This is a genomic window from Mesorhizobium sp. 1M-11, from assembly GCF_001303895.1.
Classification (GTDB): Bacteria; Pseudomonadota; Alphaproteobacteria; order Rhizobiales; family Rhizobiaceae; genus Mesorhizobium.
On the sequence record NZ_LJSD01000011.1, the window covers coordinates 136,038 to 150,560 of the forward strand.

A 14,523-nucleotide genomic window follows, 5' to 3' on the forward strand; every position below is an offset into this window, starting at 1 on the left:
CCATGCCAAAATACCCACCGCTTTCACCGATTGTCGCAGCGCTGCCGGCTACGGTGCCGTTCGTCGGCCCGGAGGCGCAGGAACGTGACCGCGGCAAGCCGTTCCGCGCCCGTCTTGGCGCCAATGAAAGCAGTTTCGGTCCCTCCCCGCGTGTCGTTGAGCGCATGCAGGCCATCGCCGGCGACATGTGGATGTATTGCGACCCGGACAATTATGATCTGAGGCAGGCGGCGGCGGCTCATCTCGGCATCTCCGCCGACAATGTCGTGGTCGGCGAAGGCATCGATGGCCTGCTCGGTCTGCTCACCCGCATGTATGTTGGGCCAAACGACCCGGTGGTGACCTCACTCGGGGCCTATCCGACCTTCAATTTTCACGTTGCCGGTGCTGGCGGCCGGCTGGTGACTGTGCCCTATGAAAATGACCGCGAAAGCCTCGACGGCCTGCTCACCTCGGCAAAACGCGAGAACGCGCCGCTGGTCTATCTTTCCAACCCCGATAATCCGATGGGAAGCTGGTGGGAAACGGATGAAATCAACCGATTCGTCGAAGCCCTGCCGGAAACCACCATGCTGGTCTTGGACGAAGCTTATGGCGAATTAGGGCCAGCGTCCGCCTTACCTGCAATCGACGTGACGCGGCCGAATCTTATCCGCATGCGCACCTTCTCCAAGGCTTATGGCCTGGCCGGCATCCGGCTGGGTTATGCCTTTGGCGAAAAGCAAGTGATCAGCGACTTCGAAAAGATCCGCAACCACTATGGGGTGAGCCGCATGGCGCAGGAGGCGGGAGTCGTGGCGCTGGCCGATCAAGCATGGCTGCGGGAGGTGGTAGCCAAGGTCGAAGCGGGACGTCAGCGGATCGCGACGATCGCACGCGACAATGGGCTCACTCCCCTGCCCTCGGCGACCAATTTCGTCACCGTCGATTGCGGCAGCGACGGCGTCTTTGCGGGCAAAATCCTGCAATCGCTGCTGTCGCGTGACGTCTTCATCCGCAAACCGATGGCACCCGGGCTGGATCGCTGCATCCGCATCAGTGTCGGTCTCGATCACGAGCTCGACATTCTCGCGGAAGAACTGCCCGGCGCCATTGCTGCGGCGAAAGGTAATTGATCCGTCTGCCTCGGCAATCGGGCGAGGAAGGGCCGATATCTGGAGCGTTTCCGTTTTTCACGGAAACGCTGAAACACTCTAACTCTTTGTTTTTACGCAATTCCGGGCGGAAAACCGTTACACATTTTTCCTAGGATTGCTCTAGCGACGTTGGGCTTTCGGCGCCGTTATGCCAGTTGCCCGCAGCACCCAACGGGTCCCGTCGCTGCGGAAGTCGGCTAAGCTGAGGGGCTCCACATCGATGAACCGGAATCCGGCGAGCGGTGCCTTCAGAACATGCAGAAGCGCCGCGCGAACCACGGCTGGATGGGTAACCGCGATCGTATGGCCGGGTCGAGCCATCAGCCTGTCGAACAGGCCGGCCACCCGAGCGGCAACGTCGTGAAAACTCTCGCCATTCGATGGCGCCGCTCCGGGATCAACCAGCCAGCCGCGCGCCGCTTCCGGCTGGGTGCGTTGGACATCGTCGAAAGTTCTACCAGCCCAGAAGCCAAAATCCTGATCGCGCAACGCAGGCGTGTCTGCCGCCTGCAAATCTAAAGCTTCCGCAGTCTGCCGGGCGCGCGCAGCAGGGCTTGTCCAGATGCGGTCGGCCGCATCCAAACTCCCGGCCAACGCTGAAATGCCCTCAAACGCCTTGTCCTCAAGTGGCTCATCAGCGGGAAAAAAACCGCGCCGGCTGACAGCGGTCGCCCCGCAACAGATCATGGTGAGACGGACAAGCATGCGGAATCACAGCCTCGTAGGCTTGGAAGTTACCACAGACGGCAATCCGTCATCGAAGCAGGGCCGATAAAGCTGCCTGCACACGAAAGTCAATTGTGGATGATGGGCTAGTTAAGCGCCCGCTGAAATTTTCGTTGTCGAATCGCAATAAGATGCAAGGCTGACGCAATCTGTCGGGGCATAGTGCGCCTCCATTAAGCCAACGGACCGGAAGAGACTGCATGCAGGCGTTTCGCTTCAACCGTGAAAGCGTGCTTTACAGGTTTTTGTCCGTCACGCTGTGGCCGCTGATTTTCATAGCCAGTATGGTCGGCAACCATTTCGCTTTCGAAAGTGGCCACCCCATTTTCTGGTTCAACATCGTCTACCTTGCGACCATCGCCGTCATCGCTTTTTTTGAACGCATCATGCCTTATGAACGAAGTTGGCTGGAGCCCGACGGCGAGACCTTCAACAATGTCGCGCACACGTTGGTTACCAAGGGGCTGACCCAGATCGCGGCGGCGGTAACCACCTCGTTTCCGATGCTGTTCGCGACGATTGCGCAGCCGGCGCTGCAGCATTCCTATTCGCTGTGGCCGAGCCAGGCTCCGATGTTCGTTCAAGCGGTTCTTGGCCTGGTCATCGCCGAGTTCGGGCTCTATTTCGCGCATCGGCTCAGCCATGAACGCCTGCTGTTGTGGCGGTTCCACGCGCTGCATCACAGCGTCGAGCGGCTTTGGGTGCTCAACACGGGGCGCTTCCACTTCGTCGATTCGCTGATCAAGATGCTGCTCGGACAATTGCCGCTTTATCTGCTCGGCGCGCCGCTGCCAGTGTTCCTGTGGCTCGGCGCGGCGTCGGTGTTCATAGGTCTCTTGACCCATTGCAACATCGACATGCGCACAGGCCTGCTCGATCGAATCTTCACCACCCCTTGCATCCACCGCTGGCACCACTCGCGCGACTTGCGCGAAGGCAACACCAATTATTGCGAAAACATCGTCATCTGGGATCAGGTGTTCGGCACCTATCACAATCCCGCCCGCCCCTCATCGACCGACATCGGCATCAGCGGCACGATCGACAAGAGCTTCTTCGGCCAGATTGCGCAGCCCTTCTCCAGGGCCGGCGTGCGACGCATCTTGGGCAAGCCTCCAAGGCAGACAAATCAGGACAAAGCTGAGCGCCAGGAAGCGTAGCCTCGCCAACCTGAACTGCCGATGGCGAGCGGCCTTCCGCCTCCGCCAATCGAACGGATCGATTGATCTTTCGTCCAATTCAGCCATGTTATTTGATACGCGCCTTGAATTAATTGAACGTTCGTTTTATTCTTGAAGCCATCGGAGAAGATGATGGCCAGAACGACAGGTTCGGATGGCGAACGGACGGAAGCGGCGATCCGCGAGGCGGCGCTGGTGCTGATCGCGCGACACGGCTACGAGGCGGTTTCCATGCGCCAGCTGGCTGCGGAGGTGGGCGTACAGGCGGCTGCGCTCTATCGCTATTTCCCGACCAAGGAAGACCTGCTCTACACCTTGTTGCAGGATCATATGACAGGGCTGCTGGCTGCGTGGGAAGCGGCACGTCCGATCATGGCGGATCCAGTGATCCGGCTTGCCGCCTATGTCGAAAACCACATCGCCTTCCACATCGATCGCCGTTCCTCGACACATGTCTCCAATATGGAGCTGCGCAGTCTCGCGCCGGAGCGGCTGACCCGTATCCTGAAACTGCGCACGATTTACGAGAAGGAATTGCGTACCATCCTGCGCGACGGCGCCGATGCAAACGTCTTTGCCGTCGACGATATCGGTCTCACCGCCATGGCGCTGATCCAGATGATGACCGGTGTCATCGTCTGGTATCGGCCCGGCGAACGCCTGTCCATCGATGGCGTCACACAAACCTATCTAGCCATGACCATGCGCCTCGTCGGCGCACCACAGCCTGCTGGGGAGCAAAGGCATGTACACGCACACGCTTAATTTCGGGCTCAGTGAGGATATCGAGGCTCTGCGCGATCTCACGCAGCGTTTTGCCCAGGACAAGATCGCGCCGCTGGCGGCTGAGATCGATACGAGCAACGAGTTTCCGCCGCATCTGTGGCCTGAACTCGGCGCACTCGGCCTATTGGGGATGACCGCCGACCCGGATTATGGCGGCTCGGGCATGGGCTATCTGGCGCATGTGGTGGCGATGGAGGAAATCAGCCGCGCCTCGGCATCGGTCGGCCTTTCCTACGGCGCGCACTCCAATCTTTGCGTCAACCAGATCAACCGCTGGGCAACACCCGCACAGAAGGAAAAGTACCTGCCCCAGCTCTGCTCTGGTGAGCATGTCGGCGCGCTCGCCATGTCGGAACCCGGTTCCGGCTCCGACGTGGTGTCGCTACGCCTGCGCGCCGAAAAGAAGAACGACCGCTATGTGCTGAACGGCACCAAGATGTGGATCACCAACGGCCCCGACGCCGAAACCATGGTGGTCTATGCCAAGACCGACCCGGACCGGAACTCGCGCGGCATCACCGCCTTCATCATCGAGCGCAGCTCCAAGGGTTTCTCGGTAGCGCAGAAGCTCGACAAGCTTGGCATGCGCGGGTCCAACACCGGCGAACTGGTATTTGAAGACGTAGAGGTACCGTTCGAAAACGTGCTCCATGAAGAAGGACGCGGCGTAGAAGTGCTGATGTCCGGCCTCGATTACGAGCGCACTGTGCTTGCCGGCGGTCCGCTCGGCATCATGGCTGCCTGTATGGATGTGGTCATGCCCTATGTGCACGAACGCAAGCAGTTCGGCCAGCCGATCGGCTCCTTCCAGCTCGTCCAGGGCAAGCTGGCAGACATGTATACGACGATGAATGCCTGTCGTGCCTATGTGTATGCGGTCGCCGCAGCCTGCGACCGCAAGGAGACCACCCGCAAGGATGCCGCCGGCTGCATCCTGTTCGCTGCGGAGAAGGCGACCCTGATGGCGCTTGACGCCATCCAATTGCTGGGCGGCAACGGCTATATCAACGACTATTCGACCGGCAGATTGCTGCGCGACGCCAAGCTCTACGAGATTGGCGCCGGCACCAGCGAGATCCGCCGCTGGCTGATCGGTCGCGAAATGATGGCTGAAGCGGTATAAGGAGGACCGCGCGACATTTCTGTCGCGCGGACTGTCTTTCAATGCTCCGGCAGCACGACACCCATCGCTTTCGCCCACCGGCCGAGTACCTGAAGTTCTTCAGCGCTGGCCAGCCGGTTGCCGAAACCGCGTATCTGCACCGCCCGATTCTGGCGGTTGAGTTCGATCGTCAGCAGGCGTTTCACGTTGCCTGCCGCGCTTCGACGCAACGACCAGATCGACGCCTGACCGGAAACGCACTTCTGTGCGTAGCTGGACACGCAATGGTGCATGGCGCGGGATTCGGCCACAAGCTCGTCCGCGGTAACCAGTTGCGTCACCGCAAACTGCTCCTTGCGCACCCTCGCCTCTCCCGCAGTCGGTTTCCAGATCCAATCGTCGAGCGGCGAGCCGGCCCAGCGCCCTTCGTCCTCGCCGCCCTTGGCCCGGAAGGCTTGCCGACGGGCTGCCTCAATCCGAGCAACCGCTTCGAGATCGCGATGCCATTCGAGCATCTGGCGGCGCAGCGAAGCGAGCGTGCGACCGACAACGCTGTAATCGGGTTCCCGCTCGTGCCGCGCGGCAAGATAGTCGCAGAGATCGTCAATTTCCGCGATGGTTGCCGGATTGGCACAGAAGAAACGCGTGACCTCCCGCCAGAAGGCAAAGCCCGCTCGCGGTGTGCGTGCGATCTTGGAGCGGCCAATGCGCAGCGCCACACCGATATCCTCGGTGTAGGAGCGAGCGACGGCCAGCCAGATCGCCTCGTCGAAGCCGAGGTCGCCGGGCGAATTGAGGAACCAGTGGACTTCCTTGCGCGAAAGCCACCCCTTTGCCTCTTCCTTCCACAGCGAGCGCCCGCGCGCCGCAACCACATACCAGCGCCGGCGCAGCGCGATCTCGTCGGCATCGAGGCCGGAGCCGTCGAGCCAAACTTCTTCAAGCGCGTTGGATACCGGGTAACGTGCAAACAGGTGACGTGCCGCAGCCAACCGCAAGCGCGCGGGATCACGCGTCTTCAGCTTGGGGCGCCATGCATCGGGTTCGCGGGCCAAGACGCCAGTGAAACCACGCGCAGCATCCCTCAGAGCGCGCGCGAAATCAGGGGCAGGCCTTGGCGCGCGCTGCGCACGCCGCAGCGTCGCTTCATAATGGTCTACACGTTCGCGCTCGGCCTCGCGCCGGCGCTTGATCATGGACTTGGCCATGGTCGTTCATCCTCAATGAAACTCTGTCAGCCGGACGCAGATCGAGCGCCGGCACGGAATGTGTCGAACTCGGTCTTGCAGTCATGGACAGGTCTCCTTTCGGTTGAACGGGGCAGCTCTCTATGCTGCTCACGGAATTCACACAAGAACGAAATGGTTTTTATTTACAATGGGATAATGTCTTGTTGCATTCAGGCAACGGACCCTTTGGACAAGCCGGTGACGTCGGCGGAGAGCACTCGGCTCCCCACCGCTTCAATAGAAACCGCGCGGCATTTCCTGCGTCGGCTTCACCACCACCTGATGCGCGTCGCGCCAGAGCACTTCACGATGACGGCCAACCTGGATCGAGCGCACGGGCAACCCACCCTCCTCGATCAACCAGGCGCAGTAGTGCGCCCGGGCGATCATCTCGCGTGCGTCGTGACTGAACCAGCACACGCCCCAGATCGAGTTGCGCCGCTTGAAATGCCGCGCCACCCGGCCCGGGATCGGCAGATGCTCGTTGAACCAGTCGAACTCGCCGTCGAGCTCTCGCAGAATCCAGTCCGGCGCGCCGTTCCGATAGAGATACCAGGACGCCCGAAAGAAGCCGGTCTCCACCCGGCTCTGCGGATGGATGAACGGCGTAACGAACCGCACATACATGACGACACAGGCGGCGCAGCGCGCCGCTCCTCAAACTTGCTGATGTTCCAGACAAAAAAGTCGCCGCCCTCAGGCGGCGTTGTCGCTCGCCCGAGGCCGACGTTCGCAGGAAAGCAGAATTCTGCCTTTCATCGTCGCCTCCATCTCAGTGTCATCCGCGGCGCCGAGGGGCTAGCCGCATGCGGGGCGTGGCTGATACATCCAAACCAACACCACCGCAAGAGCGCGTGAGGAGGAAATATGCCGGTCATCCAGTCTTCCATCTCCACCTCCTCCGAAAGCTTCCGCACCAATGCAGAACGCATGCAGTCGCTGGTTGCCGATATTTCGGACAAGGCGGCCCTGGTACAGCGCGGCGGCTCGGAAGAGGCACGCGCGCGCCACACCGCGCGCGGCAAGCTGCTACCGCGCGGCCGGCTGGCCCAGTTGCTGGATACGGGCTCGCCCTTCCTTGAGATCGGCCAATTCGCGGCCTGGGACATGTATGACGATGCGATTTCGGCTGCCGGCATGATCGCCGGCATCGGCCGCGTCGAGGGCCGTGAGGTGATGGTGGTGGTCAATGACGCCACAGTCAAAGGCGGCACCTACTATCCGCTGACCGTGAAGAAGCATCTGCGGGCGCAGGAAATCGCGCTGCAGAACAAACTGCCCTGCGTCTATCTGGTCGATTCCGGCGGCGCCAACCTGCCCAACCAGGACGAAGTCTTTCCCGACCGCGAGCATTTCGGCCGCATCTTCTACAACCAGGCCAATATGAGCGCGGCCGGCATTCCCCAGATCGCCTGCGTCATGGGCTCGTGCACTGCGGGCGGCGCCTATGTACCGGCAATGGCTGATGAATCGATCATGGTGCGCAAGCAGGCGACCATCTTCCTTGGCGGCCCGCCGCTGGTAAAGGCGGCAACCGGCGAGGACGTCAGCGCAGAAGAGCTCGGCGGCGCCGACCTGCACACACGCGAAAGCGGCGTGGCCGACCACTACGCCCTGGACGACGAGCATGCGCTGGCGATCTGTCGCCGCATCGTGCGCAATCTCAACCGCAAGAAAGAGATCGGGCTCGATCTTCGTGCCTCTGTGGCACCGCTCCACGATCCGCGCGAGATCCATGGCATCGTGCCGGCGGATCTGCGCCAGCCCTATGACGTACGCGAAGTGATCGCGCGCATCGTCGACGGTTCGGAGCTGGATGAATTCAAGCAGAATTACGGCACCACGCTGGTGACCGGTTTTGCCCACATCCACGGCATGCCGGTCGGCATCATCGCCAACAACGGCGTGCTGTTTTCCGAAAGTGCCGTGAAGGGCGCGCATTTCATCGAACTGTGCTGCCAGCGCAAAATCCCGTTGGTGTTCCTGCAGAACATCACCGGCTTCATGGTCGGCAAGAAATACGAAGCGGGCGGTATCGCCAAGGACGGCGCCAAGCTGGTGACGGCGGTGGCAACCGCACAGGTGCCCAAGGTGACGATGATCATCGGCGGCTCTTTCGGCGCCGGCAACTACGGCATGTGCGGCCGCGCCTACTCGCCCCGCTTCCTGTGGATGTGGCCGAACGCGCGCATTTCGGTGATGGGCGGCGAGCAGGCGGCGATGGTGCTGGCGCTGGTGCGGCGCGAGAACATCGAACGCAAGGGCGGCACCTGGTCAGCCAAGGAAGAGGCCGAATTCAAGCGTCCGACGCTGGAGAAATACGAGCGCGAGGGTCACCCGCTCTACTCGTCCGCGAGGCTCTGGGACGACGGCATCATCGATCCGGCAAGATCGCGCGAAGTGCTGGCACTTTCGCTCTCGGCAGCGCTCAACGCACCCATCGACGACACGAAATTCGGCGTGTTCAGGATGTGATCCCGTGCTTTCATCTTGTACATCACCGAAACGCGCGGGCATCGGCGAAGGATTCCAAGAATTCAGTTGGCCGACGTCAGAAATTTCATCTACTGCTTCCCATGTTCCACACTGGGCTCATGGGGATAAAATTGCGACATCTTCGAACTTTGAATATATCCGTCCTTGCTTGCATGCTTCTTGCTGCGGCACCAAATATAACAAATGCAGGCTCCTTGACCGGGAGCGAGGGCGACAAACGCTTCCCGCCGACAATGTCAGGCAACGCGAAGGATCCTTGCACAAAGGCCTGGAAGGGCTATGTGGCAGCTGGCGGTCATTCCGCCTATGCAACCACGCCTTATTCGCGGGTCGTGGATTTGTACATCATCTGCGGCACCTCGCTCAACGCGAAGTCTCAGGAAGCAGCCGAAGCAAAGGCTTTGGAATCCTGCGTGCGGACACGCGAACATTACAAGGTCAGAAACGGTGGCCGTTGCGAGATCGCAGCCTCCAAATAATCCATGCCTCGATCCCGCAGGGCTGGCACATGACGCCAGCCCTGCGGTTCCGCCGCTGCCGCGAATGGGGTGGTCGGCGCTGGGTTCTTCCGACACTTTGTGCCCTCCAATAGCCAATCATCGGAGAAGACCATGCAATTCCATCGTGGCCGCCTGATCGACCATATCCACCTTCGAGCAGCCGACCTGGAGGCGACAAAGCGCTTCTATCGCGCCGTGCTCGGCGCAATCGGCCGTTCCGATTCCATCCATGAAGGCGACACGTTCTTTTCGGCCGACGAATTGTGGATCGACGCCGCCAGCGGGCAGACGTCACGGGTGCATCTCGCCTTCCAGGTGCCCGATCGCGAGACAGTGGCGAAATTCTACGAAGCCGGCCTTGCCGCCGGCGGCAAGGACAATGGCGGGCCAGGCGAGCGCAGCTATCATCCAGGCTACTACGCCGCTTTCCTGTTCGACCCGGACGGCAACAATATCGAGGCCGTTTTCCATGGCCCGTTCGAACGCTCGGCTTCGTCGGTGGTGATCACACCGAAATAGACGCGGACATGCGGCAATGAAGAAGAACAAGCAGGAATGGCTATGACCGAAACAGGTTTCGTCGAGACGGATTTCGCGAAGATCGCCTTCGCACAATCGCGCGCGGAGGGCTCGGCCATTCTATTCATTCATGGCAATTCGAGCTGCAAGGAAGTGTTTTCCAGGCAGTTCGAGGCACCTGAATTTACCGGCCACCGCCTGATCGCCTTCGATCTGCCCGGCCACGGCGCCTCGGAAGACGCGCGCGACCCGAACCGCACCTATACGTTCGGCGGCTATGCCGAAGTCGCTGAGGTCGTCGCTGACAAGCTCGGGCTGCACGAGCCCGTCATCTTCGGCTGGTCGCTGGGCGGCCATATCGCATTGGAAATGCTCGGACGCGGCTTTGCCGCCAAGGGCCTCATGATCAGCGGCACCCCGCCGGTGAAGGCAGACGTCGAAAGTCTGATGGCCGGGTTCAACATCGATCCGAATGCCGAGAACCTGACCGGCAAGCGCGACTTCACGGACGCCGACGCTCTGGCCTACGCCACCCACACCTCTGCGGTGGACGGACATGTCGATCCGCATCTGCTTGCCATGTGCAAGCGCACGGATGGCCGTGCGCGCGAGATCATGTTCGGCTCGATCATGTCGGGCAAAGCGCTGGACGAGCGCGAAATCGTCAAAACCAACGAGACGCCGCTCGCCATCGTCAACGGCCGCGATGACGTCTTCATCCAGTCCGACTATTTCGACGGTCTTTCTTACGCCGCGCTGTGGTCGCGAAGGATCGTGCGCATGGCGGGTGCACAGCATGCACCTTTCCTGCAAAGGCCGCGGGAGTTCAATTCGCTGCTGTTGGAGTTCGCGAAGGGCGTTTGAGCCGCCTTTCGCCATTGGAGGCCCTGATGTTCTCAAAGATTCTGATCGCCAACCGCGGTGAAATCGCATGCCGTGTCATCCGCACGGCGCGCCGGCTGGGGGTGACCACAGTGGCCGTCTATTCGGATGCGGACGCAGCCTCGCTTCATGTCGCCATGGCCGACGAAGCGGTGCATATCGGTGCCTCTCCGGTCGGCGAAAGCTATCTCAGGGGCGATCGCATCATTGCCGCGGCCAAACAGACGGGTGCCGAAGCTATTCACCCCGGCTACGGCTTCCTTTCGGAAAACCCGGATTTCGTCGATCAGGTGACCGCCGCCGGCCTGGTCTTCATCGGCCCGTCGGCCGACTCGATCCGGGCCATGGGTCTCAAGGACGCCGCCAAGCGGCTGATGGAGAAAGCCGGCGTTCCCGTGGTGCCTGGCTATCACGGCGAGGCGCAGGACATCGTGCTGCTCACCACCAAGGCGCGCGAGATCGGCTATCCGGTGTTGATCAAGGCGCGCGCCGGCGGCGGCGGCAAGGGTATGCGCCGCGTCGACGACCCTGATGACTTCTCGGAGGCCCTTTCCGGCGCCCGCCGCGAGGCCAAGGCCGCCTTCGGTGACGACCGCGTGCTGGTGGAAAAATACGTCGACAAGCCGCGCCACATCGAGGTGCAGGTGTTCGGAGACAATTTCGGCAACGCCGTGCATCTGTTCGAGCGTGACTGCTCGGCACAGCGACGCCATCAGAAAGTCATCGAGGAGGCCCCTGCCCCCGGCATGACGCCCGCCTTGCGCAAGGCGATGACCGAAGCGGCGGTGAAAGCGGCGAAGGCAATCAAATATTCCGGCGCCGGCACCATCGAGTTCATCGTCGACGCTTCGCAGGGCCTCAAGGCCGACCGCTTCTGGTTCATGGAAATGAACACGCGCCTGCAGGTGGAACATCCGGTGACGGAAATGGTCACCGGCATCGATCTGGTCGAGTGGCAACTGCGTGTCGCCTCCGGCGAAAAACTGCCGAAGGCCCAGGACGGGATCACGCTTTCCGGTCATGCCTTCGAGGCAAGACTCTACGCGGAGGATGCCACGAACGGTTTCCTGCCAGCCATCGGTACGTTGCACCATCTGCGCTTCCCCGAAACCGCACCGGCTGGGTCCGCCATGCGGATCGAAACAGGCGTCCGCGAGGGTGATGCCATTTCACCCTATTACGATCCGATGATCGCCAAGCTCGTCGTGCATGGAAATAACCGCGCTGCCGCACTTTCGGCACTGGAGGCGGCGCTGGCCGATACGGAAATCGCCGGTTCGGTTACCAACACCGCCTTTCTTGCCGCCCTCGCCGCAGATGCGGACTTTGCCGCAGGCGATGTCGACACCGGCCTGATCGGCCGCAAGCAGGATGCGCTGACCGCAGTCCCCGCCCCGGGCGACGAGGTGATCGCAACGGCGGCACTGGCGGCCGCCAATGTCGCGGAACATCGCGATCCGTCCGATCCATGGTCATCTCTGGTCGGCTACGCCCATTTCCATGCCGGTGCCAGAAACATCGCGCTCAAGTCAGGCGAGCACGTCATCATGGCCCGGGTTACCGCCCGCGCCGACGGTGGTTTCGATGTCGCGACCGACCACGGCGTCCATTCGCTGCGCGCCGGCGGCGGCAAACGGCTTGCCCGCTGGCCCGACCATGTAACTGTCTTCTCCGGCGCCACCGGCTACAGTTTCGGCGTGCCGGACCCACTCGCAAAGGCCGACGATGCCGGTGCGGGTGCAGGAAGTCTGCGCGCGCCCATGCCAGGACTGGTCAAGGTGGTGCGTTCGGGCCCCGGTGAAGTCGTGGTCAAAGGACAACCGCTGCTGATCCTCGAAGCCATGAAGATGGAACATACCATCGCGGCGCCGCACGATGGCACGATCGCCGAGATCGCCGCGGAGGGTGCGCAGGTGACTGACGGCACCATCCTCGTCCGTTTCGTGGAGGCGGATACCTGACCAGGTTATAGTATCATAAGCGCGCAGCCATAGGCACCTTGAGGCAATTTGGATCAGGCAGGAAGCCGGCAGCGAGCTAGCGAGCGACAACGTGCGGGACGCCAAAATCGAAACTTCGCGCCTTACTCTCAGACCTTGGGCCGAGGAAGACATCGAACAACTCACTCAGGGCTTGAACGACCTCAAGCTCGCAAAGTGGCTGGCATTCGTCCCTCATCCCTACACGGCGTCACACGCGGAAAATTGGGTCAGGAGATGTCGAGAGATTTCGAACTCAAGCGATCGGCCGGCTGCGTATGAGTTTGCGATTGAACTTAGACCGAGCCGACTGGTGATCGGAGGTGTCAGTCTCAACAAAATCGACTGGCAAGCCGGGACGGCTGGTGGAGGGATTTGGATCGCCGACAACCATCAAGGACACGGCTATGGTCGTGAAGCGTTTGAGGCGAAAATCCGCTTTGCTTTTCGCGAACTAGGCCTGACGAAGCTGGTAAATGGTTTTTTCGACGGCAACGAAAATTCCTGGGCGATGCAGCGCAAATTGGGATATCGGCGCGTAGCCGAGGTTACCAGCCGCTGCATGGCTGACGGAAGGCAAACAATCGAACATGTAACGACGTTGCTGCGCAGCGATTGGGAACGTCGCAATAACTAAACGTATGTTGGCGGGTTAAGGCGAAAGGGCTCTTGAAAAACAGAATGGCCGGGACGAACCCGGCCATTCCTTTGTCAGCTTTCTGCCTACCGACAATCAGTCCAGCTTGATCGGCGCGTATTTGCCGTCGTGCCATTGGTTGATGTCGAACTTCGGATCCTTGATGTCACCCTTCTCATCCAGGGTGATTTCGCCAACCACGGTGCTGATCGGCTTGCCGTCCTTCAGAGCCGCGGCCACCTTGGCCGGGTCATCGGAACCGGCGCGCTCGATACCTTGGGCAACTGCCTGGATGACGCCATAGGAGAACAGGGTGAAGCCCTCCGGCGAGAAGCCGCCGGCCTTGATCTTCTCCACGGCTTCCTTGGCCTCAGGTTTCGCCTGCGGGTCGGACGGGAACACGAACATCGTGCCCTCGCCGGCCGGACCGGCGATCTGCCAGAACTCCGGATTGGAAAGGCTGTCCGGCATAATCAACTGGAAATCGAAGTTCTGTTCCTTGGCCTGACGCTTGATCAAACCACCTTCCGGGTGATAGCCGCCGAAATAGACGACATCGGCTTTCAGTTCCTTGAGCTTGGTGACCAGCGCCGAATAGTCCTTCTCACCGGCGTTGATACCTTCGTAGGCGATTTCCTTGAGGCCGCCCTCATTCATGGTCTTCTTCACCGCATCCGCCGCGCCCTGGCCATAGGCGCTCTTGTCGTGCAGCAGCACGACATTCTTGCCGGCGTATTTCTTGGCGATCCACGGACCGACGAAGTTGCCGCCCGCATCGTCACGGATGTAGAGGCGCAGGATCGTCGGCCAGCCCTTCTTGAAGGCGGCTTCCGTCAGCTCCGGATTGGATGAAGCCGGCGTGATCATGACAATGCCATTCTCGGCATAGACGGCGGACGCCGGGATGGTGGAGCCGGAACAGGCGTGGCCATCGACGAACTTGATGCCGGCAGCCGCGATACGGTTGGCGACCGAAACGGCCTGCTTGGGATCGCAAGCGTCGTCCTCGACGACGATCTTGATCTTCTTGCCGCCGATGCCGCCCTTTTCGTTGATCGCTGCGGCAGCGGCATTGGCGCCCTGCTTGAACTGATCACCGATCGGAGCGAGCTGGCCGGTCATCGGGCCAACCACCGCGATGGAAATGTCTTCGGCGTAGGCCGCCGAGGCGCCGAGCGCCGTGGCGAACAGGGCTGCGCCCAGGAATTTTGTTGTTTTCAACTCGAACCCTCCCATTGCTTTGCGCAAGCCCTCCCGGCTGCGCTTGCGTGCAATGGGCGCAAAAATTTGCAGTTCGTCAAGTCCATCCGGACGGCATTGCATGCGTCCGGTTAATGCAAAGATCAATTC

The 14,523-nt window shown here is 61.1% G+C and carries 13 protein-coding genes; 9 read left to right on the top strand and 4 right to left on the bottom strand.

What is annotated here, in order from left to right; genetic code table 11:
* Window positions 1-2: 2 nt before the first annotated feature.
* Entirely contained in the window at window positions 3-1,115 is a 1,113-nt protein-coding gene (locus AO692_RS04415) for a pyridoxal phosphate-dependent aminotransferase (protein ID WP_054308828.1), read from the top strand.
* Window positions 1,116-1,256: 141 nt separating this feature from the next.
* Here the strand turns inward: AO692_RS04415 and AO692_RS04420 are convergent, their stop codons facing one another.
* A complete protein-coding gene (locus AO692_RS04420) occupies window positions 1,257-1,841 on the bottom strand; it encodes a histidine phosphatase family protein (RefSeq protein ID WP_054308829.1) in 585 nt (194 codons plus the stop codon).
* A gap of 221 nt (window positions 1,842-2,062) precedes the next feature.
* On the opposite strand from AO692_RS04420, the gene AO692_RS04425 reads away from it, so the two are divergent.
* The 3 genes from AO692_RS04425 (at window position 2,063) to AO692_RS04435 (ending at window position 4,952) form a co-directional block, all read left to right on the top strand.
* Window positions 2,063-3,022 (top strand): sterol desaturase family protein, encoded by a 960-nt coding sequence (locus tag AO692_RS04425; protein WP_054308830.1) that lies wholly within the window; start codon window positions 2,063-2,065, stop codon window positions 3,020-3,022.
* 153 nt (window positions 3,023-3,175) lie between these two features.
* On the top strand, window positions 3,176-3,808 hold the full coding sequence (locus tag AO692_RS04430) for a TetR/AcrR family transcriptional regulator (protein WP_054308831.1): 633 nt from the start codon (window positions 3,176-3,178) through the stop codon (window positions 3,806-3,808).
* A complete protein-coding gene (locus tag AO692_RS04435) occupies window positions 3,789-4,952 on the top strand; it encodes an isovaleryl-CoA dehydrogenase (RefSeq protein ID WP_054308832.1) in 1,164 nt (387 codons plus the stop codon). The genes AO692_RS04430 and AO692_RS04435 overlap by 20 nt, the downstream gene beginning before the upstream one ends.
* Window positions 4,953-4,990: 38 nt before the next feature.
* Here the strand turns inward: AO692_RS04435 and AO692_RS04440 are convergent, their stop codons facing one another.
* Window positions 4,991-6,139, bottom strand: coding sequence for a PcfJ domain-containing protein (locus tag AO692_RS04440; protein WP_054308833.1), 1,149 nt, complete (start codon window positions 6,137-6,139; stop codon window positions 4,991-4,993).
* A 255-nt stretch (window positions 6,140-6,394) separates the two neighbouring features.
* Window positions 6,395-6,787 carry a hypothetical protein gene (locus tag AO692_RS04445; protein WP_054308834.1) on the bottom strand — a complete coding sequence of 131 codons (393 nt, stop codon included), beginning with the start codon at window positions 6,785-6,787 and terminating at the stop codon, window positions 6,395-6,397.
* Window positions 6,788-7,027: 240 nt separating this feature from the next.
* Here AO692_RS04445 and AO692_RS04450 point away from each other — a divergent pair, with 240 nt between their 5' ends.
* From AO692_RS04450 to AO692_RS32140, 5 genes are all read left to right on the top strand, one after another.
* Window positions 7,028-8,635 (top strand): carboxyl transferase domain-containing protein, encoded by a 1,608-nt coding sequence (locus AO692_RS04450; protein WP_054308835.1) that lies wholly within the window; start codon window positions 7,028-7,030, stop codon window positions 8,633-8,635.
* 632 nt (window positions 8,636-9,267) lie between these two features.
* Window positions 9,268-9,675, top strand: a complete 408-nt coding sequence (locus tag AO692_RS04460; protein WP_054308836.1) for a VOC family protein — start codon at window positions 9,268-9,270, stop codon at window positions 9,673-9,675.
* Window positions 9,676-9,717: 42 nt separating this feature from the next.
* Window positions 9,718-10,539 carry an alpha/beta hydrolase gene (locus tag AO692_RS04465; protein ID WP_054308837.1) on the top strand — a complete coding sequence of 274 codons (822 nt, stop codon included), beginning with the start codon at window positions 9,718-9,720 and terminating at the stop codon, window positions 10,537-10,539.
* A gap of 26 nt (window positions 10,540-10,565) precedes the next feature.
* Entirely contained in the window at window positions 10,566-12,518 is a 1,953-nt protein-coding gene (locus AO692_RS04470) for an acetyl/propionyl/methylcrotonyl-CoA carboxylase subunit alpha (protein ID WP_054308838.1), read from the top strand.
* Window positions 12,519-12,609: 91 nt separating this feature from the next.
* A complete protein-coding gene (locus AO692_RS32140; RefSeq protein ID WP_161808039.1) occupies window positions 12,610-13,173 on the top strand; it encodes a GNAT family N-acetyltransferase in 564 nt (187 codons plus the stop codon).
* A gap of 96 nt (window positions 13,174-13,269) precedes the next feature.
* Here the strand turns inward: AO692_RS32140 and AO692_RS04480 are convergent, their stop codons facing one another.
* Complete coding sequence (locus AO692_RS04480; RefSeq protein WP_244483250.1) at window positions 13,270-14,394, bottom strand: ABC transporter substrate-binding protein; 1,125 nt, start codon at window positions 14,392-14,394, stop codon at window positions 13,270-13,272.
* Between the last annotated feature and the right edge of the window lie 129 nt (window positions 14,395-14,523).

Excerpts from the sequence above, each read along its gene's own strand:
- AO692_RS04425 (WP_054308830.1), top strand. The coding sequence starts at position 2,063 with ATGCAGGCGTTTCGCTTCAACCGTGAAAGCGTGCTTTACAGGTTTTTG.
- AO692_RS04430 (WP_054308831.1), top strand. The coding sequence starts at position 3,176 with ATGGCCAGAACGACAGGTTCGGATGGCGAACGGACGGAAGCGGCGATC.
- AO692_RS04470 (WP_054308838.1), top strand. The coding sequence starts at position 10,566 with ATGTTCTCAAAGATTCTGATCGCCAACCGCGGTGAAATCGCATGCCGT.
- AO692_RS04450 (WP_054308835.1), top strand. The coding sequence starts at position 7,028 with ATGCCGGTCATCCAGTCTTCCATCTCCACCTCCTCCGAAAGCTTCCGC.
- AO692_RS04435 (WP_054308832.1), top strand. The coding sequence starts at position 3,789 with ATGTACACGCACACGCTTAATTTCGGGCTCAGTGAGGATATCGAGGCT.
- AO692_RS04460 (WP_054308836.1), top strand. The coding sequence starts at position 9,268 with ATGCAATTCCATCGTGGCCGCCTGATCGACCATATCCACCTTCGAGCA.
- AO692_RS04440 (WP_054308833.1), bottom strand. The coding sequence starts at position 6,139 with ATGGCCAAGTCCATGATCAAGCGCCGGCGCGAGGCCGAGCGCGAACGT.
- AO692_RS04420 (WP_054308829.1), bottom strand. The coding sequence starts at position 1,841 with ATGCTTGTCCGTCTCACCATGATCTGTTGCGGGGCGACCGCTGTCAGC.
- AO692_RS04465 (WP_054308837.1), top strand. The coding sequence starts at position 9,718 with ATGACCGAAACAGGTTTCGTCGAGACGGATTTCGCGAAGATCGCCTTC.
- AO692_RS04415 (WP_054308828.1), top strand. The coding sequence starts at position 3 with ATGCCAAAATACCCACCGCTTTCACCGATTGTCGCAGCGCTGCCGGCT.
- AO692_RS04445 (WP_054308834.1), bottom strand. The coding sequence starts at position 6,787 with ATGTATGTGCGGTTCGTTACGCCGTTCATCCATCCGCAGAGCCGGGTG.